15 protein-coding genes are annotated in these 22,746 nt (G+C 72.9%); 10 read left to right on the top strand and 5 right to left on the bottom strand.

From position 1 onward, the window contains the following. The first annotated feature begins 31 nt into the window (after nt 1-31). The 3 genes from OG767_RS22210 (at nt 32) to OG767_RS22220 (ending at nt 2,439) form a co-directional block, all read left to right on the top strand. Nucleotides 32-238, top strand: coding sequence for a hypothetical protein (locus tag OG767_RS22210; protein ID WP_405090336.1), 207 nt, complete (start codon nt 32-34; stop codon nt 236-238). A gap of 73 nt (nt 239-311) precedes the next feature. After that, nucleotides 312-839, top strand: a complete 528-nt coding sequence (locus OG767_RS22215; protein WP_281938711.1) for a PH domain-containing protein — start codon at nt 312-314, stop codon at nt 837-839. A 241-nt stretch (nt 840-1,080) separates the two neighbouring features. Beyond that, nucleotides 1,081-2,439, top strand: a complete 1,359-nt coding sequence (locus OG767_RS22220; protein ID WP_405094278.1) for a PH domain-containing protein — start codon at nt 1,081-1,083, stop codon at nt 2,437-2,439. Between the two features lie 21 nt (nt 2,440-2,460). Here the strand turns inward: OG767_RS22220 and OG767_RS22225 are convergent, their stop codons facing one another. Then, a complete protein-coding gene (locus OG767_RS22225) occupies nt 2,461-3,519 on the bottom strand; it encodes a phosphatase PAP2 family protein (protein WP_405090337.1) in 1,059 nt (352 codons plus the stop codon). A gap of 116 nt (nt 3,520-3,635) precedes the next feature. Between OG767_RS22225 and OG767_RS22230 the strand changes: the two genes are divergently transcribed. After that, entirely contained in the window at nt 3,636-4,040 is a 405-nt protein-coding gene (locus OG767_RS22230; RefSeq protein WP_357306580.1) for a thioesterase, FlK family, read from the top strand. Next, nucleotides 4,037-4,867 carry an MBL fold metallo-hydrolase gene (locus tag OG767_RS22235; protein WP_405090338.1) on the top strand — a complete coding sequence of 277 codons (831 nt, stop codon included), beginning with the start codon at nt 4,037-4,039 and terminating at the stop codon, nt 4,865-4,867. The genes OG767_RS22230 and OG767_RS22235 overlap by 4 nt, the downstream gene beginning before the upstream one ends. Nucleotides 4,868-4,994: 127 nt before the next feature. Here the strand turns inward: OG767_RS22235 and OG767_RS22240 are convergent, their stop codons facing one another. Continuing rightward, a complete protein-coding gene (locus tag OG767_RS22240; RefSeq protein ID WP_405090339.1) occupies nt 4,995-5,441 on the bottom strand; it encodes a MarR family winged helix-turn-helix transcriptional regulator in 447 nt (148 codons plus the stop codon). Between the two features lie 80 nt (nt 5,442-5,521). On the opposite strand from OG767_RS22240, the gene OG767_RS22245 reads away from it, so the two are divergent. Continuing rightward, on the top strand, nt 5,522-6,745 hold the full coding sequence (locus OG767_RS22245) for a multidrug effflux MFS transporter (protein WP_405090340.1): 1,224 nt from the start codon (nt 5,522-5,524) through the stop codon (nt 6,743-6,745). A 78-nt stretch (nt 6,746-6,823) separates the two neighbouring features. On the opposite strand, the gene OG767_RS22250 is transcribed toward OG767_RS22245, so the two are convergent. After that, nucleotides 6,824-7,753, bottom strand: coding sequence for a carbohydrate kinase (locus OG767_RS22250; RefSeq protein ID WP_405090341.1), 930 nt, complete (start codon nt 7,751-7,753; stop codon nt 6,824-6,826). Between the two features lie 329 nt (nt 7,754-8,082). On the opposite strand from OG767_RS22250, the gene OG767_RS22255 reads away from it, so the two are divergent. Beyond that, nucleotides 8,083-9,213, top strand: a complete 1,131-nt coding sequence (locus OG767_RS22255) for a lytic polysaccharide monooxygenase (protein WP_405090342.1) — start codon at nt 8,083-8,085, stop codon at nt 9,211-9,213. A 57-nt stretch (nt 9,214-9,270) separates the two neighbouring features. Here OG767_RS22255 and asnB read toward each other — a convergent pair whose 3' ends face one another. Continuing rightward, nucleotides 9,271-11,232 carry an asparagine synthase (glutamine-hydrolyzing) gene (gene asnB, locus OG767_RS22260; RefSeq protein WP_405090343.1) on the bottom strand — a complete coding sequence of 654 codons (1,962 nt, stop codon included), beginning with the start codon at nt 11,230-11,232 and terminating at the stop codon, nt 9,271-9,273. A gap of 113 nt (nt 11,233-11,345) precedes the next feature. On the opposite strand from asnB, the gene OG767_RS22265 reads away from it, so the two are divergent. The 3 genes from OG767_RS22265 (at nt 11,346) to OG767_RS22275 (ending at nt 17,050) form a co-directional block, all read left to right on the top strand. Then, nucleotides 11,346-12,821 (top strand): aminopeptidase P family protein, encoded by a 1,476-nt coding sequence (locus tag OG767_RS22265; RefSeq protein ID WP_281938696.1) that lies wholly within the window; start codon nt 11,346-11,348, stop codon nt 12,819-12,821. Nucleotides 12,822-13,056: 235 nt separating this feature from the next. Next, nucleotides 13,057-14,694, top strand: a complete 1,638-nt coding sequence (locus tag OG767_RS22270) for a hypothetical protein (RefSeq protein ID WP_405090344.1) — start codon at nt 13,057-13,059, stop codon at nt 14,692-14,694. Between the two features lie 334 nt (nt 14,695-15,028). Then, on the top strand, nt 15,029-17,050 hold the full coding sequence (locus OG767_RS22275) for a hypothetical protein (protein WP_405090345.1): 2,022 nt from the start codon (nt 15,029-15,031) through the stop codon (nt 17,048-17,050). Between the two features lie 69 nt (nt 17,051-17,119). Here the strand turns inward: OG767_RS22275 and pulA are convergent, their stop codons facing one another. Beyond that, nucleotides 17,120-22,618 carry a pullulanase-type alpha-1,6-glucosidase gene (gene pulA / locus OG767_RS22280; RefSeq protein WP_405090346.1) on the bottom strand — a complete coding sequence of 1,833 codons (5,499 nt, stop codon included), beginning with the start codon at nt 22,616-22,618 and terminating at the stop codon, nt 17,120-17,122. Between the last annotated feature and the right edge of the window lie 128 nt (nt 22,619-22,746).

Consider the following 22,746-nt stretch of genomic DNA (forward strand, 5'->3'; position numbering starts at 1 on the left):
CTCCCCGGTGTGCGGCTCTAGACTCGCCCCGGTGACCACTCCCCGCCCTGATGACGCGCCGATCTGCTCGGCGCGGGGGTGTCGCGCCCCCGCGGTGTTCCAGTTGCGCTGGCGTAACCCCCGCCTGCACGCGCCCGACCGGCGCAAGACCTGGTTGGCCTGCCCGGCGCACCGCGCCTCGCTGGGTGACTTCCTCGACGCGCGCGGCTTCCTGCGCGAGGTGGTGCCGCTGCCCTGATCGCCTACGCTCGAAGCGTGAGCGCGCAGACGATCGGATTCCGCGCCGCCGGCGGACGCGGCGGTTCCCCCCGGTGAGCGCCGACGGCCACGCCGGCCGGCCGGCGTCCCCGCCCGGCCCGTTGGAGCCCTGGCCGGACACGGTCCGCTGGCAGCCGATCTCCCGCGACCTGATCTGGGTGGAGCTGATCCGGCTCGGCATCGGTCTCGCCGTGGCGCTCGTGGTGCTCGGCACGGCCTGGGCGCTCTCCGGGCACTGGCTGCTCGGCGCCGCCGTCGCGGTGGCGCTGCTGCTGTCCGCGTGGCGGGTGGTCACCATCGTGCGCGCGGTGCGTGCCTGGGGGTACGCCGAGCGCGCCGACGACCTGCTGGTGCGCCACGGCCTGCTGGTTCGGCGGCTCTCCATCGTCCCGTATTCGCGGATGCAGTTCGTCGACGTGAGCGCCGGTCCGCTGGAGCGCGCCTTCGACCTGGCCACCGTGCAGTTGCACACCGCCGCGGCGGCCAGCGACGCCCGGGTGCCCGGCCTGCGACCGGCCGAGGCGTCGCGGCTGCGCGACCGGCTCACCGCGCTGGGCGAGGACCGGGCGGAGGGCCTGTGAGCGCGAGGAGCGAGCCGGCCCTGCGAGCCCCGCAGCCGCGAACGAAGGACGGCGCCGCGAGCGCGAGGAGCGAGCCGGCCCTGCGAGCCCCGCAGCCGCGAACGAAGGACGGCACCGCGAGCGCGAGGAGCGAGCCGTGACGAACGGGCAGTCGTGGCCGCCACCGCCGGGCCACGGTCCACCGCCCGACCATGCCCCACCGCCCGGCCCGGGTCCGTGGGCCGGCCCGGGTCCGCAGCCGGTGCCGCCGCCTCCCGGAGCGTGGGTGCCGGCGCCGTGGGGGCCGCCGGGCGAGACGGAGCCGCGACAGCGGCTGCACCCGTTGAGTCCCGCGCTGCACGGCGCGAAGTCGCTGGTCGTGGTGATCGCCGGGCTCTCCTGGTCGACCCTGTCCCGGGTCGGGTTCGGCTGGTTCGCCGTGCTGGTCGCGGTCTTCGTCCTCGGCGCCACCGTGCTGTCCGTGGTGAGCTGGTGGAACACCGGTTACCACGTGGTCGGCCGGGAGCTGCGGGTGTACGAGGGGCTGCTGTGGCGGCGTACCCGGGCCATCCCGCTGGAGCGGTTGCAGGCGGTGGAGGTGGTCCGGCCGCTGCTGGCCCAGCTCACCGGGCTGGCGGAGCTGCGGCTGGAGGTGGTCGGCGGAGGCAAGACCGAGGCGCCGCTGGCGTACCTCGGGGTGGCCGAGGCCGCCGCGCTGCGCCAGCGGCTGCTCGCCGTGGCCGGCCGCGCCCCGGCGTCCGCGCCGGCCACGGTCGGCGCGCCACCCACGCCCGCCCCCGCCGGCCGGCGGCTGCACGCCGTACGCAATCAGGATCTGCTGGTCAGCCAGTTGCTCACGCCGCAGGCGTTCCTGCTGCCGTTCGGTGTGGCGTTCGTGGTGGCGCAGTTCCTGTCCGAGGGTTCCTGGTCGTTCATCGCGGTGGCCAGCACGCTGACCGCGATGGCCGGCGTGCTGCTGCAACCGGTCCGCCGGGTGCTCGACGACTGGAGCTTCCGGTTGGACGCCGACGGCGACACGCTCCGGGTGCACAACGGGCTGCTGGAGACGCGGGTGCAGACCGTGCCGCTGCACCGGGTGCAGACCGTCGGGGTGACCTGGCCGCTGCTCTGGCGGATGAAGGGCTGGTTGCGGCTGCGGCTGGAGGTGGCCGGCTACTCGGCCGGCGAGCCGGACGACCGGAACCGCCCGGACCGGCTGCTGCCGGTCGGCGACGCCGGCACCGGCGAGCGGGTGGTGGCGGAGGTGCTGCCCGGCGTGCGGCTGGACGCGCTGCCCGGCACGCCGCCGCCGCGCCGGGCCCGCTGGCTGCGCCCGCTGAGTCGGGCGGTGGTCGGCGTCGGGCTCGACGAGCGGGTCTTCGTGGCCCGGTCCGGGTTGCTGACGCGCTCGGTGACGCTGGTGCCGTACGCCCGGATCCAGAGCGTGCGGGTCACCCAGGGGCCGGCGCAGCGGCGGCTGCGGCTGGCCACCGTGCACGCGGACACCGCCGGTGGGGCGGGTGCGGCGGCGGTCGACCGGGATTTGGCCGACGCGTGGGAGCTGGCCGCGGAGCTGACCGCGCGGGCGCAGGCCGCGCGGTCGGCCGACCGGAGCCGCTGACCCGGCGCCGCCCGGGGCCGGTCAGCGGCGGTCGGCGGGCACCGCGTCCTGGTCGGCGGCGAGCGTGGTGTCCGGGCCGGCGGCCGGCGCGGTGACGCCGGTCACGGCGGCCGGCGTCGGGTCCCGGCGGGCCCGTCGCGCCCGCCACCAGCGCTCGGCCAGGCCGACCACGAGGAACGTCATCCCCACGTACGCCCAGCCGACCAGCACGTCGATCAGGTAGTGCTCGCCGCTGTACATCAGCGTGAACGTCATGGCCAGCGGGTACGCCAGCAGCAGCGGCCACCACCGCTTGCGCACCGAGCGGAGGAAGAACAGCACCACGAACAGCGCGAACGCGGTGTGCAGCGACGGCATGGCGGCCACCGGGTTGGAGGCGATCTGCCCGGCGTTGAGCAGGTTGCCCGCGCCGTGCATGCCGATCTCCTTCCAGCCCCGGGTGGAGATCCGGGCCACCTCGGTCAGCAACCCGTTCTGGGCCGCCCACCACGGCGGGGCGGCCGGGTAGACGAAGTAGGTGACCAGCCCGGCCGCGCACAGGAAGCCCCATCGGGCCATGTACCCGATCCAGCGCTGCCGGTTGCGCATCCAGAGCACCGCGGCGGCGGCCAGCGTGGCCACGAAGTGCGAGAAGTAGATCCAGCTCACCAGCACGTCCCACCAGCGCACCTGGCTCGGGTCGTAGAGGCGCTGCTGGAGCCAGACGGTCGGCACCTCGCCGCCGGTGGCCCATCCGGTCAGGAACCGGTCGGCGACGATCAGCTCCATGGCGTGCGGGGTCGCGCCGTTGTCGGCGAACCCGCGGGACAGGTTGTACGCGGCGAGCAGCAGCACCACCGGGATCCAGTCCCGGGCGAAGCGCAGGTGGCTGCGCCACGGGCGGTTGGAGTTCCACGCGACGGTGCCGGCCCAGATCCACAGGAACGCGTACGCCGGGTCGGTGGGCAGGCCGATGGCGAGCCAGGTGGCGACGAAGGCGACGCTCCAGACAGCCATCGCGATCACGCGACGGCGCCCGCCGTCGGGGGAGGCGGTGGGTCCGGCGGGGGCGGGGGGCGGGGGATCTGTCAGCACGGCCATCACCGACAAGGTTAACGGCGGGCGTCCGGCCGGCCGACGCCGACCGTCCGGGGAACGGCCCGGGCGGCCACCCGGACGCGGTACGACTCCGACCGCGCTGCACTAGGCTCGGCCGCATGCAGGAGCAGTCGGAGTCGCCCTTCGCACCGGGCCTGACCGCCCGCGTCGAGCTGACCGTCACGGACGCGGACACCGCCGAGGCGGTGGGTTCGGGAGACGTGCCGGTGCTCGGCACACCCCGGGTGGTGGCGCTGGCCGAGGCGGCGACCGTGGCGGCCGTCGCGGCCCGGCTGCCGGCCGGGTCGACCACTGTCGGCGTCCGGGTCGAGCTGGAGCACCGGACGGCCACCCCGGTCGGGCGGACCGTGTCCGCGCACGCCGAGCTGGTGAAGGTGGACGGCCGCCGGCTGGTCTTCGAGGTGACCGTCACGGACGGGCCCGCGGTGGCCGCGCAGGGGCGGGTGGAGCGGGCGCTCGTCGACCGGCGGCGCTTCGTCGAGCGGGCCGGGCGCACGCCGTGACCGCCCGCTTCACCGAGATCGCCGCCGGTGTGCACCTGCTGCGCGAGCCGCTGCTGCGGGTCAACGTGGTGCTGGTGGTCGGCGACGGCGCCGCGCTGCTGGTGGACACGCTCTCCACCGCCGGGCAGGCGCGGGAGCTGGCGTCGGCCGCCCGGGCGGTGACGCCGCACCCGTGGGTGATCGTCAACACCCATCACCACTTCGACCACTGCTTCGGCAACGCCACGCTGGCCGCCGAGCCGGGCACCGAGGTGTACGCGCATGCCCAGGCCGTCGCGGCGTTGCGCGACCAGCCCGACGCGCTGCGCCGGGCGGCGTACGCGGAGATGCGCGCCGAGCAGCCGGCGTTGGCCGAGGAGCTGGCGCGCACCGAGCTGCGGACGCCGACGCACGAGGTCCGCGAGGAGACGGTGCTGGACGTCGGCGGGCGCCGGGTGGTGCTGCGCCATCCCGGGCACGGGCACACCGACGCCGATCTGGTGGTGCACGTGCCGGACGCGGACGTGCTGGTGGCGGGCGACCTGGTGGAGCAGAGCGGGCCGCCGGCGTTCGAGGAGTCGTACCCGTTGCAGTGGCCGGACGCGGTGGCCGACCTGCTGCGGCTGACCACGCCGGCCACCGTGGTGGTGCCGGGTCACGGCGAGCCGGTGGACGTGGCGTTCGTCCGCGAGCAGCACGCCCAGCTCGCCCGGCAGGCGTGGCTGATCCGGGCCGGTCACACCGGCAGCGCCCCGCCGGAGCGGGTGGCGGCGGAGTCGCCGTTCGGCGCCCGGCCCGGCCTGATCGCGGCCCGGCGCGGCTACGCCGAACTCGACGGCACGGCCTGATCGCCGCCCGGCACGAACCCGCCGAACTCGACCGCACGGCCTGATCGCCGCCCGGCAAAGGCCCGGCCCGGTCGAGTTCGACGGCACGGCCGGAGCCGGTCCGCCGGTCCCCGGTGCCCGGCCCCGGTCAGGGGCGGGCGCGCAGCGCGGTGAGCAGCGCGTCGAGGTGCGGGGCGGCGGCCAGCACGGCGGTCCGGGCCACCGGGTCCAGCTCGGCGAGCGCCTCGGCGAGCAGCGCGGCGCGGTGGACCTCGTGGTCGGCCATCCGTCGGCGGGCGGCCTCGGTGAGGCGCAGCCGGACCACCCGGCGGTCGGCGGGGTCGCGGTCGCGGATCAGCAGCCCGGCGTCGGTGAGGTCGCGGACCAGTGTGCTGACCGTGTTCGGCGCGGTGCCGAGCCGCCGGGCCACCTCCTTGCCGCTGATCCCCGGCGTGGCCCGGACCAGCAGGAGCACCTCCACCTGCGCCTCGGGCAGCGGCTCCCGGTCGGCGCGGGCGACGGTCCGGCGGCGCAGCAGCCGGTGCAGCTCCCCCAGCCCCGCGCCGAACCGCGCGATCTCCTCGTCGCCCGTCACCGAGTCACCTGCTTCACATCGCAACAGTTCTGACTACAGAGATAAGGTAACCCGGACCACCGGATCCAGGGGGACCTCTCGTGCACCAGACCGTGCGGCCCGCCGCGCGCCCACCCGTCGACCGACCCGCCGGACGGGGCGGCGGCGTGAGCCTGCTGGTGCTGCTCGGCACGCTCACCGCGATCGGCCCGCTCTCGCTGGACATGTACCTCCCGGCGTTCCCGGCGATGACCCGCGAACTCGACGCCGACCAGGCCGGCATCCAACTCTCGTTGACCACCTGCCTGATCGGCCTGGCGCTGGGTCAACTGGTCACCGGCCCGCTCAGCGACCGCTGGGGGCGACGCCGACCGGTCCTGGTCGGCGTCGTCGCGTACGCCGTGCTGGCGCTGGCCTGCGCCGCGGCGCCGAGCGCCCCGCTGCTGGCCGCCGCGCGGTTCGCCCAGGGGCTGGCCGGCGGCACGGGCATCGTGGTGGCCCGCGCGGTCGTCCGTGACCTCTACGCCGGTCGGGACGCCGCGAAGTACTTCTCCCGGCTCACCCTGGTCTTCGGGGTGGCGCCGGTGGCCGCGCCCGGCGTCGGCAGCCTGGTGCTCCGGTTCGGCTCCTGGCGGGCGGTCTTCCTCACCCTGGCCGTCATCGGGGCGGTGCTCGCCGTGGCGGTCGCGCTGCGCCTGCCGGAGACGCTGCCGGCCGAGCGCCGCAGCACCGGCGGCCTCGCCGCCACCGCGCGGACCATGCGGGCGCTGGCCGGCGACCGGGTCTACCTCGGGTACGCGCTGACCCAGGGCTTCACGTTCGCCGGCCTGTTCGCGTACATCTCGGGGTCGTCGTTCGTGTTCCAGGACGTCTTCGGCGTCTCGGCGGTCGGGTTCGCCGTGGTCTTCGGCGTCAATTCGCTCGCGCTGATCGCCACCGGGCAGGCGAACGCCCGGCTGCTCGACCGGTTCAGCCCGCGCCGGCTGCTGGTCACCACGCTCGCGGTCAGCCTGGTCGCCGCGCTCGGCGTGCTGACCGGCGCGCTCACCGGCAGCCTCGCCGGCACCGCGGTGGCGCTGTTCGTGTTCGTCGGCTCGCTGGGCATGGTGATGCCGAACAGCACCGCGCTGGCGCTGGACGCGCACGCCCGGCACGCCGGCACCGCCGCCGCGCTGATGGGCGGCATCCAGTCGGTGGTCGGCGCGCTCGCCGCGCCCCTGGTCGGTCTCGGTGGCGAGGGCAGCGCCCTCCCGATGGCCGTGGTCCTGACCGGCGCCGCCGCGCTCGCCCTGCTGGCCGTCCGCACGCTCGCCCGGCCCCGCTGACCGCCCGCCGCGCGCCCCACGCCGTTGTTAAGAGGGGCGCCCTCCTATACCGAATGCGTTAACAGGGGGCCCGGCCTTTCACGCGAAGCGGGCCGTGACGGCGGCGCGGGTGGGCATGGCGGTGGCGCCGCCGGGGGACTCGCAGACCAGCGCGGCGACCCGCAGGGCGAACGCGACGCGGTCCTGCCAGCCGTGGGCGTCGGGCGGCTCGCCGGCGGCGAGCAGCTCCGCCACCAGCGCGCCCATCACCGAGTCACCGGCGCCGGTGGCGTCCACCGCGTCGACGGTCGGCGCGGGCACGCGTACCACGTCGTCGGCGGCGGCGACCAGCGCGCCGTCCGCGCCGAGCGTGACCACGACGGTGGCCGCGCCCAGTTCCCGCAGGTACGCGGCGACGCCCTCGACCGGCTCGTCCGGATAGAGCACCCGAGCGTCCGCACTGCTCAGCTTGACCAGGTGCGCCGCGGCGGCGAACTCGGCGACCACCCCGCGCAGGCCGTCCAGCGCGCCGGGCGCGGTGAGCAGGCTCGGGCGCACGTTCGGATCGAACACGCGCAGCCCGCCGGCGATCGACCAGGCCCGACGCGCGGCGGCCAACACCGGCGGGTCGAGCAGCACGATCGAGCCGCAGTAGAGCACGTCCGCGCCCTCGACCAGGGCCACGTCGAGGTCGTCCGGGCCGAGCAGGGCGTACGAGCGCGGCTCGCCGTAGAAGCGGAACTCCGGCTCGGGGCCGGCGAAGGTGGCCACGGCCAGCGCGGTCGGGGCCGGCACGGTCACCGCCCCGGCCACGCCCACCCCGGCGTCGGTGAGGAACGCGCGGACCCGGCCGGCGAGCGCGTCGTCACCGAGCGACCCGACGAACTGCACGTCCCCGCCGAGCCGGGCGATCGCCACCGACACGTTGAGCGGCCCGCCGCCGACCGCCTGCCGGTAGACGGGCGCCCCGTCGTGCTCGGCGTCGAGCAGGTCGACGAGCGCCTCGCCGAGCACCACCGCGTACCCCATGCTGGCTCCTCCCGGTTGTCCTCCCCCGATCCTGGCGCATGCCGGGGCACGGCGCGACGGAACCCCAGGGCATCGACCGACGGCTATTGCATGCGACGGCCGGACGTGATGGGATTGCGCTGACGGGAGGGCGCGGTGGGCTGCCGCGCCGCCGGGTCGAGCCGACGCGAGGGGCATCCGCGGTCCGTGACACGGACCGCAGGCAGTGCGCGTTCCCCGACGGCCCCGGCCGCACGCCGACCGCCGGGCGCGGGCACCGCGATCGTCGCATCCGCTCGTCGCAGCGGGGCAGGCCGAGGGTGGGCCGCTCCGCGAGTCAGGAGATCCCCGTGCACCGATCCCGTACGGCCGCGCTCGTCACCGCGGCCCTCACCCTGGCCGTGGGCGCGTTCGCCCTGGCCAGCGGGCCCGACCCGGCCGCCGCGCACGGCGCGGCGATGACGCCGGGCGCCCGCACCTACCTGTGTTGGAAGGACGGCCTCACCGGCACCGGTGAGATCCGGCCGAACAACCCCGCCTGTTCCCAGGCGGTCGCCCAGAACGGGGCGAACTCGCTCTACAACTGGTTCAGCGTGCTGCGCTCCGACGCCGGCGGCCGGACCACCGGGTTCATCCCCGACGGCAAGCTGTGCAGCGGCGGCAACCCGAACTTCAGCGGCTACGACGCGGCCCGCAACGACTGGCCGGTCACGCACCTGACGGCCGGGCGGTCGATGGAGTTCCGCTACAGCAACTGGGCGCACCACCCGGGCACGTTCTACTTCTACGTGACCAAGGACAGCTGGAGCCCGACCCGGCCGCTGGCCTGGAGCGACCTGGAGGAGCAGCCGTTCCTGCAGGTGACCAACCCGCCGCAGAGCGGCGCGGTCGGCACCAACGACGGGCACTACTACTTCAACGGCACGCTGCCGAGCAACAAGAGCGGCCGGCACATCATCTACTCGCGGTGGGTCCGCTCGGACAGCCAGGAGAACTTCTTCGGCTGCTCGGACGTGACGTTCGACGGCGGCAACGGCGAGGTGACCGGCATCGGCTCGGGCAACAACCCGACGCCGACGCCGACGAACCCGACCCCGACGCCCACCAACCCCACGCCGACGCCCACCAACCCGACGCCGACGCCGACCGGCCCCACGCCGACGCCGACCATGCCGGCCGGCAACTGCATGGCGGTCTACAAGGTGGTCAGCGCCTGGGGCGGTGGTTTCCAGGGCGAGGTCATGATCATGAACCACAGCACCCGCACGTACAGCGGGTGGACCGCGAGCTGGACCTGGCCCAGCGGCCAGACCATCAACCAGGTGTGGAACGGCACGCTGAGCGGCAGCGGGTCGTCGGTGACGGTCACCAACGCCGCGTACAACGGCAGTGTCGCGCCGGAGGGCACCACCACGTTCGGCTTCACCGCGAACTTCTCGGGCCAGAACACCCTGCCCACGGTCACCTGCACCGGCCGGTGACACCGCGGTAGCGAAGGGCCCCCGGCAGCGCGCCGGGGGCCCTTCGACACGCCTGGATCAGCGGACCATGCTGCCCACGACCGGCTTGGTGAGCAGCGCCGACTGGTTACGCTGGATGCCCGGGTCGAGCGTCTTCGCCACGAAGATCGCGTGCCAGACGCAGAAGATCAGCACGGTCCACACCTTGCGGGAGTGGTCGGCCTCCTCCCGCTTGTGCTCGTCGAGCAGGCGCATCGCGTACGACAGGTCGATCAGGTCGCCCGCACCGGAGGTGGCCAGCACGTGCCGGGCCCACTCGTACATCTCGCCGCGCAGCCAGACCCGGGTCGGGGTCGGGAAGCCCAGCTTCTTGCGGTTGACGATGGCCGGCGGCACGACGCCCTGCAACGCCTGGCGCATGGCGTACTTGGTGGCCTCGGAGCGCGGCGGCAGCTTCAGGTCGACCGGGATGCCGGCGGCGACGTTGAACACCTCCCGGTCCAGGAACGGCACCCGGACCTCCAGCGAGTGCGCCATCGAGATCCGGTCCGCCTTGACCAGGATGTCGCCGCGCAGCCAGGTGTAGAGGTCGACGTACTGCATCTTGGTGACGTCGTCCAGCTCGGTGCACTCGGCGTAGATCGGCGCGGTGACGTCGGTGTAGCGCACCGACGGGTCGTAGCGGCGCAGCAGGTGCTGCTTCTCCTCCTCGGTGAACATCCGGGCGTTGCCGTAGTAGCGCTGCTCGATCGGCGTGGTGCCGCGTTCCAGGAAGCTCTTGCCCTTGACGCCCTGCGGGATGGCCTTGGAGACGGCCCGCAGGCCCTTCTGCACGCCGTCCGGGAGACCGTTGACCGAGCTGAGCGAGAGCGGTTCCCGATAGATCGTGTAGCCGCCGAAGAACTCGTCCGCGCCCTCGCCGGAGAGCACCACGGTGACGTGCTCGGCGGCCTTCTTCGCCACGAAGTAGAGCGGCACCAGGGCCGGGTCGGCGACCGGGTCGTCCAGGTGCCAGACGATCTTCGGCAACGCGTCGATCATGTCCTGCGGCCCGATCTTGGTCGGGATGGTGGTCACGTCGAGGTGCCGGGCCGAGTCCTGGGCCACGTCGATCTCGGAGTAGCCGGGCACGTCGTACCCGACCGTGAAGGTGAGGATGTTCGGGTTGAACTCGCGGGCCAGCGCCACCACGGCGGTGGAGTCGATGCCGCTGGACAGGAACGAGCCGACCGGCACGTCCGAGCGCATGTGCATCCGGACGCTCTCCCGCAGCGTCTCCCGGATCTCGTGGTAGAGCTTCTGCTCGTCGGTGACCGGGGCCGGGCGGAACACCGGCCGGTACCAGCGACGCACGTCGATCCGGCCGTCCGGGGTCCAGGTGAGGTACTCCCCCGACCCGATCCGGCTGATCCCCTTGTGCAGCGTGCCCGGCTCCGGGACGTACTGGAGGGTCAGGTAGTGGCTCAGGTTCGCCGTGTCGATCCCGGCGTCGCCCTGGTAGGCGGAGTGCGCGAACGGCAGCAGCGCCTTCTTCTCCGAGGCGAGGTAGAGGCCGTCGGCGGTCTGGAGGTAGTGCAGCGGCTTGATGCCGAAGTAGTCGCGGGCGCCGAAGGCCCGCCGCTCCTGCCGGTCCCAGATCACGAACGCGAACATGCCGCGCAGCTTGGTGAGCACCCGCTCACCCCAGTAGTGGTAGCCGGCGACGATCACCTCGCCGTCGCCGTTGGTGGCGAACTGGGCGCCGTGGTCGCGGATCAGCTCGTCGCGCAGCTCGATGTAGTTGTAGATCTCGCCGTTGAACGTGAGCAGGTAACGACCGCCCGCGTAGGGCAGGGGTTCGTGGCTGAGCGCCACGTCGATGATCGCCAGCCGCTTGTGCGCGAACACACCGTCCGCGTACCGGCCGGAGGCGTCGCCGACCACCTCGACCCCGGTCTCGTCCGGGCCACGGTGGTGCAGGCACTCCAGTGCGCCGGCGATGTTGTCGCGGTGGGCGGCGGCGTCACCGCGCGCGCTGAAGAAGGCCAGGAGTCCGCACATGACGGCCATCTTTCCACGCGCCGGAAGCCGCCGTCGCGGCACCGCAGGCACTCCCCGCTGACGTGTGCGCGGTACCGTCGGGACCAGCGATGGGGCTCAGGGAGGGGCGGATCATGACCGAGGAGCGGACGCAACAGGGCAAAGCGGCGGACGGCACGGAGTCGCACGACCCCGACTTCCCGGAGGCGTTCCTGACGTTCATGCGGCAGGGCTGGCGGGACACCGAACTGCCGGTCGCACCCCGCCCGGAGGTGCCCAACCACGCCAAACGACGGGCCGCACTGGCCGAGGCGTTCCCGGGCGAGACGCTCGTCATCCCCACCGGCAACGAGAAGGTCCGCGCCAACGACACCGAGCACCGGTTCCGGCCGGGCAGCGACTTCGCGTACCTGACCGGCGACCTGGAGCCCGACAGCGTCCTCGTGCTGCGGCCGGGCGGTGAGGCCACGCTCTACATGCGGCCCCGGTCGTCCCGGGTGACCGACGAGTTCTTCCGCAGCCGCCACGGTGAGCTGTGGGTGGGTCGCCGGCCGACGCTGCGCGAGAAGTCGACCGAGCTGGGCCTGCCGACCGCCGACCTGAGCGAGCTGGACGCGGCGCTGGCCGAGCTGGCCCCGGGGCGCACCCGGGTGCTGCGCGGCTTCGACGCCCGGGTGGACGCCGCCGTGCGCCGGTACGACGGCGCGCGCGCCGAGGGCCAGCCGGGCCGCGACCGGGAGCTGGCCATCGCGATCTCCGAGCTGAAGCTGGTCAAGGACGAGTGGGAGATCGCCCAGCTCCAGGAGGCGTGCGACGCCACGGTGCGCGGCTTCGAGGACGTGGCCCGCGCGCTGCCGGCCGACCGGCCGATCTCCGAGCGGCTGCTGGAGGGGCTGTTCGCGCTGCGGGCCCGGCACGACGGCAACGACGTCGGCTACGGCTCGATCGTCGGGGCCGGCGAGCACGCCACGATCCTGCACTGGGTGCACAACCACGGCGCCACCCGCCCGGGTGACCTGCTGCTGATGGACATGGGCGTGGAGAACCGCAACCTCTACACCGCCGACGTCACCCGGGTGCTGCCGGTCGACGGCCGGTTCACGCCGCTGCAACGTCAGGTCTACGACGCGGTCCACGCCGCCCAGCAGGCCGGCATCGACATGTGCAAGCCGGGGGTGGGGTTCCGCGACGTCCACCTGGCGTCGATGCGGGTGCTCGCCGAGGCGCTCAAGGACCTCGGGCTGCTGCCGGTGAGCGTGGACGAGGCGATGGATCCGGCCTCGACGGTCTACCGCCGCTGGACGCTGCACGGCACCAGCCACATGCTCGGCATCGACGTGCACGACTGCGCGAACGCGCGCAAGGAGACGTACCGCGACGGGCCGCTCGGCGAGGGGTACGTGCTCACCGTCGAGCCCGGTCTCTACTTCCAGCCGGAGGACGAGCTGGTCCCCGAGGAGTTGCGCGGCATCGGCGTCCGGATCGAGGACGACATCCTGGTCACCGCCGACGGCCCGGTGAACCTCTCGGCCGGGCTGCCGCGCGCCTCGGGCGAGGTGGAGACCTGGCTGGCCGAGCAGCGCGAGGCGGGCCCGCGCCTGCCGGGCTGACCCATCGACCGTTCGTGTCATCGGCCCCGTGACGCCTGCCGCGTCGCGGGGCCGATGCCGTCGGCGGCACAGCCGTCCTTCAACGCCCTTTATGCGGGCTTTCTTCGGATAAGCGCTTCTCGCGAGGATCCTTCTCCTACGGTGTCGTTCAGGGGCTGAAACCGTTTTGCAGCCGTTCGTGCGGCTCATGGCGATACAACCCGTTCGAGGAGACACCGAAGGGTGGAGGGCGCGCATGTCCAACGACGTAACGGCACCCGACGGCGGGGCGCCGATCGTGGCCCCGCCGGCGAACCGGCGGCGGGCAATCTGGGTCGCCACCGGCGTGGCCGGGCTGACCGGGGTCGTCGGGCTGGCGGCGCTGGGTGGCCTCGCCGCCCGCAACGACAGGGCCGGCGATCCGGAACGGGTGGCGGAGAACCGCCCCGCCGCGCCGCAGGAGGCCGGCGACCACCCGTCCGCCGCCGACCCGAAGGGTGGGAACGGGCCCGGCGGGGAGCGTCGGGCCCGGGGTGAGTGGGGCGGCGAGGACGAGCACGGGACGGCCCGCGAGGTTCCCTGCGACGACGACGCCCTGGTCGACGCGCTCGAACTGACCAACCGCGACCACGGCGGCACCCTCGAACTCGCCGAGAACTGCACCTACGAACTCGGCGTCCAGGACCGCAAGGTCGGCGGCGGCCTGCCCGAGATCACCCAGGACGTCACCATCAAGGGCAACGGCTCCACCATCACCCGCGACGCCGAGGACGCCTTCCGCATCTTCCGCGTCGCTGACGGCGGCCACCTCACCCTTGACGACCTGACCGTCTCCGGCGGGAACGCCTCGGTGTCCGCGTACCCGGGTCGACAGGCGACGACGGGCCGGGCGGACGCGGACGGAGACCGGGGCGCCGGTGACGGCGGCGCGCTGCTTGTCGAGCGCGGCGGCAAGGCCCACCTCCGGCGGGTCGACCTGACCCGCAACAACGCCGAGCACGACGGCGGCGCGGTGGCCAACTTCGGCCGGGTGTGGCTCACCGACAGCACGGTCCGGCGCAACCACGCGCGGGGCGACGGTGGCGGCGTCTTCAACCGGGGCCTTCTGACCATCGAGAAGTCCCAGGTCGACGACAACACCGCCGCCGGCAGCGGCGGTGGCGTCGCCAACGGCAACGACGTCGGCGGGCGGCACGGCACGGGCCGCACCGCGACGCCGACCGGTCCCGGCCGCGACCGCGGCGTCGTGGAGATCGCCGGGGCGTGGGACAGCAAGGAGGGCGAGGGCTCCTCGTTGTCGGACAACCGCGCCGGGAAGAACGGTGGCGGCCTGTTCAGCAGCGGCGGCTACGTCACCGTCTCCTTCACCCACATCACCGGCAACACCGCCTGCGAGAACGGCGGCGGCATCTACGCCGAGAACACCGACCTCGACCTCGACAAGGTCGTCGTCGCCAACAACCACGCCGACGGCGACGGCGGCGGCATCGTGACCAACGGCGGCGGCGCGACGATCGCGGACAGCGTCATCGTCGACAACACCGCCAACCGCTTCGGCGGCGGCATCTACAACGGCGAGTGGCTCGTCAAGATCGAGGACGGCTTCCTCACCCGCGACCACGACGAGGACGACAACGCCGCCCTCACCCTGCGCAACACCGTCATCAAGGGCAACACCGCCCTCAACGGCGGCGGCATCTTCAACAACAAGGCCACCATCACCCTGACCAAGACCCACGTCACCAAGAACACCGCCACCGACACCGCCAAGCTCCACCGCGTCGCCGGCGGCATCCTCAACAACGAGGGCCGCGTCAAGCTCGACGACGAGTCCCTCATCAGCGACAACGACCCCACCAACTGCGCCAACACCGTCAAGGACTGCTTCGCCTGATCGCACCACCACATAACCGGGAGCCCTCCTTCCGCCGCGACCGGCGGAAGGAGGGCTACCAACCCGCCGGCAGGCGCGGGGTCGCACCGCCCGGAGGTCGCCACGTCGGGCGAAACGGAGTCGAACGACCTTGTGGGCACCATCGGGTGATCCCGCCCTCGCTGCGTCAGCCCGCCCCACCCGCACCCTTATGCGGGTTTTTTTCGCATCTGGCCGCGAGGCGAACAAAGCTCTCATAAGTTCGTCTTCAGCAGCTACAACCGATTTGTAGCGCAGGCCGCCTCGCCGTGGCGAAGCGACCTTGTCAGGTACAAGGAGAGGGCAGAGAGCTCCGATGTCCAACTACCTTCGCAATAACAATGACGCCACCACCCGCGAGACCAGTTCCCCGCTCCGGCGCCGCCGGCTGTGGCTCGCCACCGGCGTCGTGGGCCTGACCGGAGCGGTCAGCCTCGCCGGCGTTGCCTACGCGACCACCGGGGTGACCGGTCCGCACCGGCTCGCCGACGTGAAGTGGTCGACCGCGCAGCAGCTCAGCGACGGTGACCACGGCGACGAGGCCACCGGGGACGAGTACGGCAAGGACGAGCACGGCAAGGACGGCAAGGACGGCAAGGGCGAGCACGGCCAGGAAGGCCGGGACCGGGGTGAGTGGGGCCAGGACCGCGGCGAGTGGGGCGGCGAGGGTGACCACGGCAAGGCCCGCGAGGTTCCCTGCGACGACGACGCCCTGGTCGACGCGCTCGAACTGACCAACCGCGACCACGGCGGCACCCTCAAACTCGCCGAGAACTGCACCTACGAACTCGGCGTCAAGGACCGCAAGGTCGGCGGCGGCCTGCCCGAGATCACCCAGGACGTCACCATCAAGGGCAACGGCTCCACCATCAAGCGCGACGCCGAGGACACCTTCCGCATCTTCCGCGTCGCCGACGGCGGCCACCTCACGCTCAAGGACCTGACCGTCAAGGGCGGGAACGCGTCCGGGTTCAAGTACCCGGGCGGCCCGGCGTCGGTGGCGCCCTCGGCGGCGAACGGCACGGCGACCCTGCCGGCTCCCGTCGCCCCGGCGCAGCCGGCGGTCGCGGGCGCGTCGGCCGCCACCGCGGCCCAGTCCGCCACCGCGCCGGCGCAGTCCGCTCCGGTCGCGGCGCCGGTGGCACCGGCGCAGGCCACGACCGCGTCCGTCACCGCGCCGGCCCAGGCCGCCACCACCGGTGCGGCCCAGGCCGCACCGGTTGCGGCCCAGGCCGCCACCACGGCGGCGACCGCGACCACGGTCTCGGGTCCGGCCGACGAGAAGGAGAAGCGGAACGAGGGTGACGGCGGCGCGCTCCTGGTCGAGCGCGGCGGCAGCGCCCACCTGTCCAACGTCAAGCTCACCGACAACAACGCCGAGCACGACGGCGGCGCGGTGGCCAACTACGGCCGGGTGTGGCTGGAGGACAGCAAGGTCGTCGACAACCACGCCCAGGGCGACGGCGGCGGCGTCTTCAACCGCGGCATCCTCAAGGTCGAGGAGACCAAGGTCGACGACAACACCGCCGGCGGCAACGGCGGCGGCATCGCCAACGGCAGCGGGCTCGCCGGCAAGCACGGCGCCGACGCCGCGGAGCTGAAGAGCTACGTCCCGTCGGGCAAGCACGACGAGGCCGGCACGGTCGAGATCATCGGTTCCGACCACGGCAAGAACGGCGGCAAGGAGGGTGAGAACTCCTCGTTGTCGGACAACCGCGCCGGGAAGAACGGTGGCGGCCTGTTCAGCAGCGGCGGCTACGTCACCGTCTCCTTCACCCACATCACCGGCAACACCGCCTGCGAGAACGGCGGCGGCATCTACGCCGAGAACACCGACCTCGACCTCGACAAGGTCGTCGTCGCCAACAACCACGCCGACGGCGACGGCGGCGGCGTCGTGGTCACCGGCGGCAAGCACTGGGGCTACCCCAACACCAAGGACGAGGGCAGCGCCACGATCGCGGACAGCGTCATCGTCGACAACACCGCCAACCGCTTCGGCGGCGGCATCTACAACGGCGAGTGGCTCGTCAAGATCGAGGACGGCTTCCTCACCCGCGACCACGACGAGGACGACAACGCCGCCCTCACCCTGCGCAACACCGTCATCAAGGGCAACACCGCCCTCAACGGCGGCGGCATCTTCAACAACAAGGCCACCATCACCCTGACCAAGACCCACGTCACCAAGAACACCGCCACCGACACCGCCAAGCTCCACCGCGTCGCCGGCGGCATCCTCAACAACGAGGGCCGCGTCAAGCTCGACGACGAGTCCCTCATCAGCGACAACGACCCCACCAACTGCGCCAACACCGTCAAGGACTGCTTCAACTGACCTGACGGACCCGGGGTACGGACCGGCCCCCCAGCCACACGTGGCTGGGGGGCCGGTCCGCTGCCGCGATCAGCTCTGGACGAAGACCGCCACGCTGCGCGCCGGCACGGTGAACGTGCCACCGGCCCGGTCGAACGAGGCGGTCCGCAGCGCCGGGTCGGCGGAGTTCCGCAGCACCGGGTGCAGCGCCACGTTCGCCCCGCGCAGGCCGGTCACGGTCTGCTTCGCCGTCTCCGGGGTGGCGTTGAAGACCACCGTCACCGACTTCCACGTGCCGCCCAACCCACGGGCGTCGAGCGTCATGGTCAGCACGCCCGGGGTCTCCTTCGCCCCGGACAGCGGGAACGCGACCCGCTTCTGCACCTGCTCGGCGGTGGGCAGGCCGAACACCGGCGAGGACCGGCGGATCCGCAGCAGCTCGGCGTACCGGGCGTCGGCCAGGTCGACCGCCGCGCAGTCCGGCACCAGCTTCGGATCGGCCAGCAGCGGCTTGGCGTACGGCCACTTGTCCTTGTTGTCCTGCTCCGGCGGGAGGCCGGCGCCGAAGCCGTTGCCCTGGGCGCAGTCCCAGCGGATCTGGTTGAACCAGTCCCCGGAGTTGAACGAGTTGCGGTCCAGCGACTTCGAGCGCAGCCGCTCCGAGCCGGCCGTGACGAACCCGGTGCCCTGCCCGAACGCGGTGGTGGCCAACGCGAGCACCTGCATCCGGGCCCGGTCCTGCGCCGGGGTCCCCTGCGGCAGCTTGTACGCCAACGCGTCGTACAGGATCTCGTTGTCGTGCGCGTCGACGTAGGTGACCGCCTCGCCCGGCGCGGCGGTGTAGCCGGCCGGGGAGCCGTTGTAGTCGACCTGCGCCCCGGTGACCGTCTTCCCGGCGGAGTCGGTGAACCGGTAGTCGCGCAGGTTACCGGTCAGGCCCACCTTGATCAGGTCGTGGGCGTGCAGCAGCCGGGCCTTCTGCTCGGCGGCCGAGCCGTTGACCTCGTCGCCGTTCGGGTCGGTGTACAGGCCGGAGGCGAAGCCCTGCACCCGCGGGTTGGCGTCGAACGGGCCGCCGCCACGCACCGCGTCGCGGAGCCGGTCGTTGAACGTGCCGATCCCGGTGCCGGCCATGTTGGCCTGGGTGGCCTGCGTGAACCGGGCGTCGTTGGCGACCTCGCCGAAGTTCCAGCCCTCGCCGTACAGCATGATCTTCTTGCCGTCGACGCCGTCGCGGGCGGGCGTGAGCTTGTCCAGCGCGGCCCGCACGGCCAGGATGTTCGCCTTCGGGTGGTGGCCCATCAGGTCGAACCGGAAGCCGTCCACCTTGTACGCCTTGGCCCAGGTGACCAGCGAGTCCACCACGAGCTTGCCCATCATGGCGTGCTCCGGGGCGGTGTTGGCGCAGCAGGTCGAGTTGGCGACCGTGCCGTCGTCCAGCAGCCGGTGGTAGTAGCCGGGCACCACCTGGTCGAGCACCGACTTTCCGTCGGTGCCGGCGGCCGAGGTGTGGTTGTAGACCACGTCCATGACGACCCGCAGGCCGGCCTGGTTCACCCCGGCGACCATCTGCCGAAACTCGGTGGTGCGCTTCGCGCCGTTCGGGTCGACCGCGTAGCCGCCCTCCGGCACCGTGTAGTGCAGCGGGTCGTACCCCCAGTTGTAGCCGTCCTTGTCGGCCACCGCCGCGACGCACTTCTGCTGCTGGTCCGAGTCCGGCGGCAACTTCGCCAGGTCGCAGGCCGGCTGGGCCTGGTCGGCCCGCTTCTCCGGAATGGTGGCGAAGTCGAACGCCGGCAGCAGGTGCAGGTAGTTGACCCCGGCGTCGCCGAGCGCCCGCAGGTGCTTCATCCCGGCCGTGTTCGGGTCGGTGAACGCGAGGTAGGTGCCCCGCTTCTCGGCCGGCACGGTGCCGTCGGCGATGGAGAAGTCGCGTACCGACAGCTCGGAGATCTGCGCCTTCGACGCGGGCACGGCCGCCGGCTTACGCAGCTTCGCCCAGCCGGCCGGCGCCAGCGCCGGGTCGGTCAGGTCGACGATCTGGCTGTGCGTGGAGTCCGGCGCGAGCGCCACCGAGTACGGGTCGGTCACCGACGCGGTGACCACCTTCTGCGCCGCCGGCTGCCACGCCTCGACCTGGTAGCGGTAGTAGCGGCCGGTCCACGCCGTGGTGCCGCGCACCGACCAGACGCCGGTGCGGTCGTTGCGGCTCATCGCCACCGTGCTCGGCGGCGCGGTGGGCGAGTCGAACAGTTGCAGCGACACCTTCCGCGCGGTCGGCGCCCACACCGCGAGCGTGGGCACCCGGCCGGCGAACGTCGGGCCGAGCTTCACCCCGGTGGCCGCCGCGTAGACGTCGTCCAGCACACCGGGGATCTGCACGCCGGTGGCGCTGAGCAGCGCGCCCTCGGCGTCCCGCTCGGTGACCACGAGCTGCCCGCGCAGCGCCGCCGGCACCTTGGCCAGGTCGGCGCGGTCGAGCGTGAACGCGTGATAGGCCCAGAGCTGGGGGTACGCCTGCCGTTGCGCCTCGGTCAGCCCGTTGCGCTGCGCCCGCAGCGGCAGCGTGGTGTACGTGCCGGTCAGCTCGCCGTCGGCGACGCCGATCCCGCCGGCTCCGGCGGCGACGAGCGCGTACTTCTTGCCGTCGGTCGGGCCGGTGGCCCAGGCGACGGTGGACCTGTCGATCCACTGCGCCTTCTGCTTGGCGATGTCGACGTCCTTTGCCGTGCCGGAGCTGGTCGCCGGCAGCAGCCGGCCCTTGACGCCGGCCAGCAGCCAGACCTCGTGCCCGACGCCGGTCAGGTCGAGCCGCTGGTCGTCCGGCTGATCCTTCTCGTCGCCGTTGTGGATGATGTAGCTCAGCCCGGTCGCGCCGGCCGCCAGGGGCACCCGGAACACCGCGCCGTACGCGTCGATCCTCTCCGGCTTCAGCGGGGCGGCCCAGTCGGTCGGGTTGGCCGCGCCGTCCCAGAGGTGCAGGCCCCAGCCGTCGTAGTTGCCGTCGGCCTTGCGCCAGTGGATGACCGCGGTGTTCTGGTCGACCGGCGGGGCGGGCTCGCCGGTGGCCGCCTCGCGGGTCGGGTAGAGCGTCGGGTCGCCCTGCTTGACCCAGACCTCGCCGGTCTGCGTCACGTCGATGGTGCGGTCGTTCGCCACGTCCTTGTTGCCGTCTTTGTCGACCACCAGGAAGCCGACCGACTTCGCGCCGGGCTTGAGCTTCACCCAGGCGAACCGGCCGTACGCGTCCTCACCGGCGAACGGCTGCCCCTTGGGCCACTCGGTGGCGTACGCCGGGTCGATGTCGCCCCAGGCGTAGAGCCCCCAGTCGGCGTAGCCGCCGGCCGGGCGCTGGTAGTGCACGATCGCCCAGTCCCGGGACGCGCCCTGGGCCGGGGTGCCGACCGTGCCGGTGGTGCGGGCGGTGGCGGTCCGGCCCTTGCCGTCGCGGACCACCGCCTTGTACTCGACGGCCGCGCCGCCGGGCAGGCCGGTCAGGTCGTGGTGGACCGTGTACGGCGCGCGGTCGGCGGTGCCCAGCAGCGTCCACTTCCCGCCGGGGACCTTCGCGGCGAACGTGACGGTGGCGAGCGGGTCGCCGCCGATCTGGGCGGTGATCGCGGTCTTGCCGGCCACCGGGGCGTCACCCGGCTCGGTCAGCGTGATCGTCGGGGCCGCGCCGGCCTGCGGGATGGCCCGGTCGGCCTTGAGCACCACTGCCGACATGGCCGGCACGGTCAGGCTCAGCTTGCCGTCGGCGCCGGCCGTGGCGGTCGCGGCGTCGCCGTAGATGCCGGTGAAGCGGGCGCCGGCCGACCAGGTGTCCACCGTGACAGTCTGCGGGGTCGAGGCGTTGTTCACCGCCGCGACGTGTTCCACCCGCTGCGAGGGCAGGACACGGGAGAACGCGAACACGCCGGGGCCGTCGGCCGCGTACCGGGTGACCTGGACGCCGTCGCGCAGCGCCGGGTGCGCCGCCCGCAGTCCGCCCAGCTCGGCGATGGTGCGGTAGAGCGGGTGCCGGGTGTCGTACTGGTCGGCGGCGTGGGTGCGGGTGGTGCCGATCAGGTCGTCGTCGAGGTAGTCCGCGGTCTTCGAGGCGAACATGTCCTGGCGGGCGTCCTTGTCCCCGCCGGGGCCGGTGAAGCCCTGCTCGTCGCCGGAGTACACCACCGGCTGGCCGCGGGTGAGGAACATCAGTTGGTGCGCGAGCTGGTCGCGGCGGAGCTGGGTGGCGTCGTCCCCGCCGGCCGCGGCGATGAACGAGCCGATCCGGCCCATGTCGTGGTTGCCGAGGAACGTGGGCAGCCGGTTGGCGTCGGTGTCACGCGCCGAGTAGAGGTCGTCCTTGGCGTACACGTCGGCGAGGGCCTTGGCCGAGCCGTCGGCGGCGGTGTAGCCGCGCGCCGCCTCCTGGAACGAGAAGTCGAGCGTGGCCGGCAGGCCGCCCTGCCGCACGTACGTCGACTCGATCTCCTGGTCGGCGCTGTAGACCTCGCCGAACATGAAGAAGTCCTTCTTGCCGGCCTTCGCCGCGTAGGCGTCGATGCCGCGGGTGAACTGCGGCCAGAAGTCGAGGTTGGCGTGCTTGACGGTGTCCAGGCGGAAGCCGTCGACGCCGGCCTTGCCGATCCACTGCCCGTAGATGTCGGTCATGCCGCGGACCACCTCGGGACGCTCGGTCCACAGGTCGTCGAGGCCGAAGAAGTCGCCGTACTCGCTGTTCTCCCCGGCGAACGTGGAGTCACCGCGGTTGTGGTACATGGTCGGGTCGTTGAGCCACGCCGGGACCTTGACCTTCGCGTCGGCCGGGCTGGCGAACGTCGGGGTGTACGGGAACGACTCCCGGTTGACCTGCGGGAACTTCCGCGTGCCGTCGGCGTGGTTGCGGTCCTCGAACGCCCGGCCCTGCGCGTCGCGGTACGGGGCGGTCTTCTTGTCGACGTAGCCGTACTTGTCCTCGGCGTAGCGGATGACGTCGGCGGTGTGGTTGACGATGATGTCGAGGTAGACCTTGATGCCGCGCCGGTGCGCGAGGTCGACCAGCTTCTTCAGCTCGGCGTTGGTGCCGAAGTGCGGGTCGACCTGGGTGAAGTCGGTGATCCAGTAGCCGTGGTAGCCGGCCGAGACGTCGGCGCCGGTGCCCTGCACGGGCCGGTTCTTGAAGATCGGGGCGAGCCAGATGGCGGTGGTGCCCATCCCCTGGATGTAGTCCATCTTGTCGATGACGCCCTTGAGGTCACCGCCGTGGTAGAAGCCCTTGTCCGCCGGGTCGAGGCCGGTGGCGAGCCGGTCGCCGCGCAGGCCGCCGGTGTCGTTGCGCTTGTCGCCGTTGGCGAAGCGGTCCGGCAGCACGAAGTAGAACTGCTCCGCCTTGGCGTCGGTGGCGCCCGCCTTCAGCAGCGCCTCGGCGGACGGCTCCCGGTTCCACTGGGGGGCGTTGCCGGCGGCCAGCACGTCGGGGGTGACGGCGCGGTCGGTGCCGTCGGCGCCGAGCTGGTGGAGGGCCACCGGCACGCCGACGAGGGTGAGTACGAGGGAGGAGACCAGGGCGAGCAACGCCTTGGGGGATATCGGCGTCGGTTTCATCGACGGCCTTTCTCTGGTCGCTGATTCGCCCGCACGCTAGCTCTTGCCGAAACATTCTGCAATAGCTTGCAAACAAAGTCGAAACACGACAGCCGTCTTGCAAAACCGTCCGGACCACGCGCCGTCGT

Origin of the sequence: Micromonospora sp. NBC_01392, from assembly GCF_045040125.1 — a bacterium.
Classification (GTDB): domain Bacteria; phylum Actinomycetota; class Actinomycetes; order Mycobacteriales; family Micromonosporaceae; genus Micromonospora.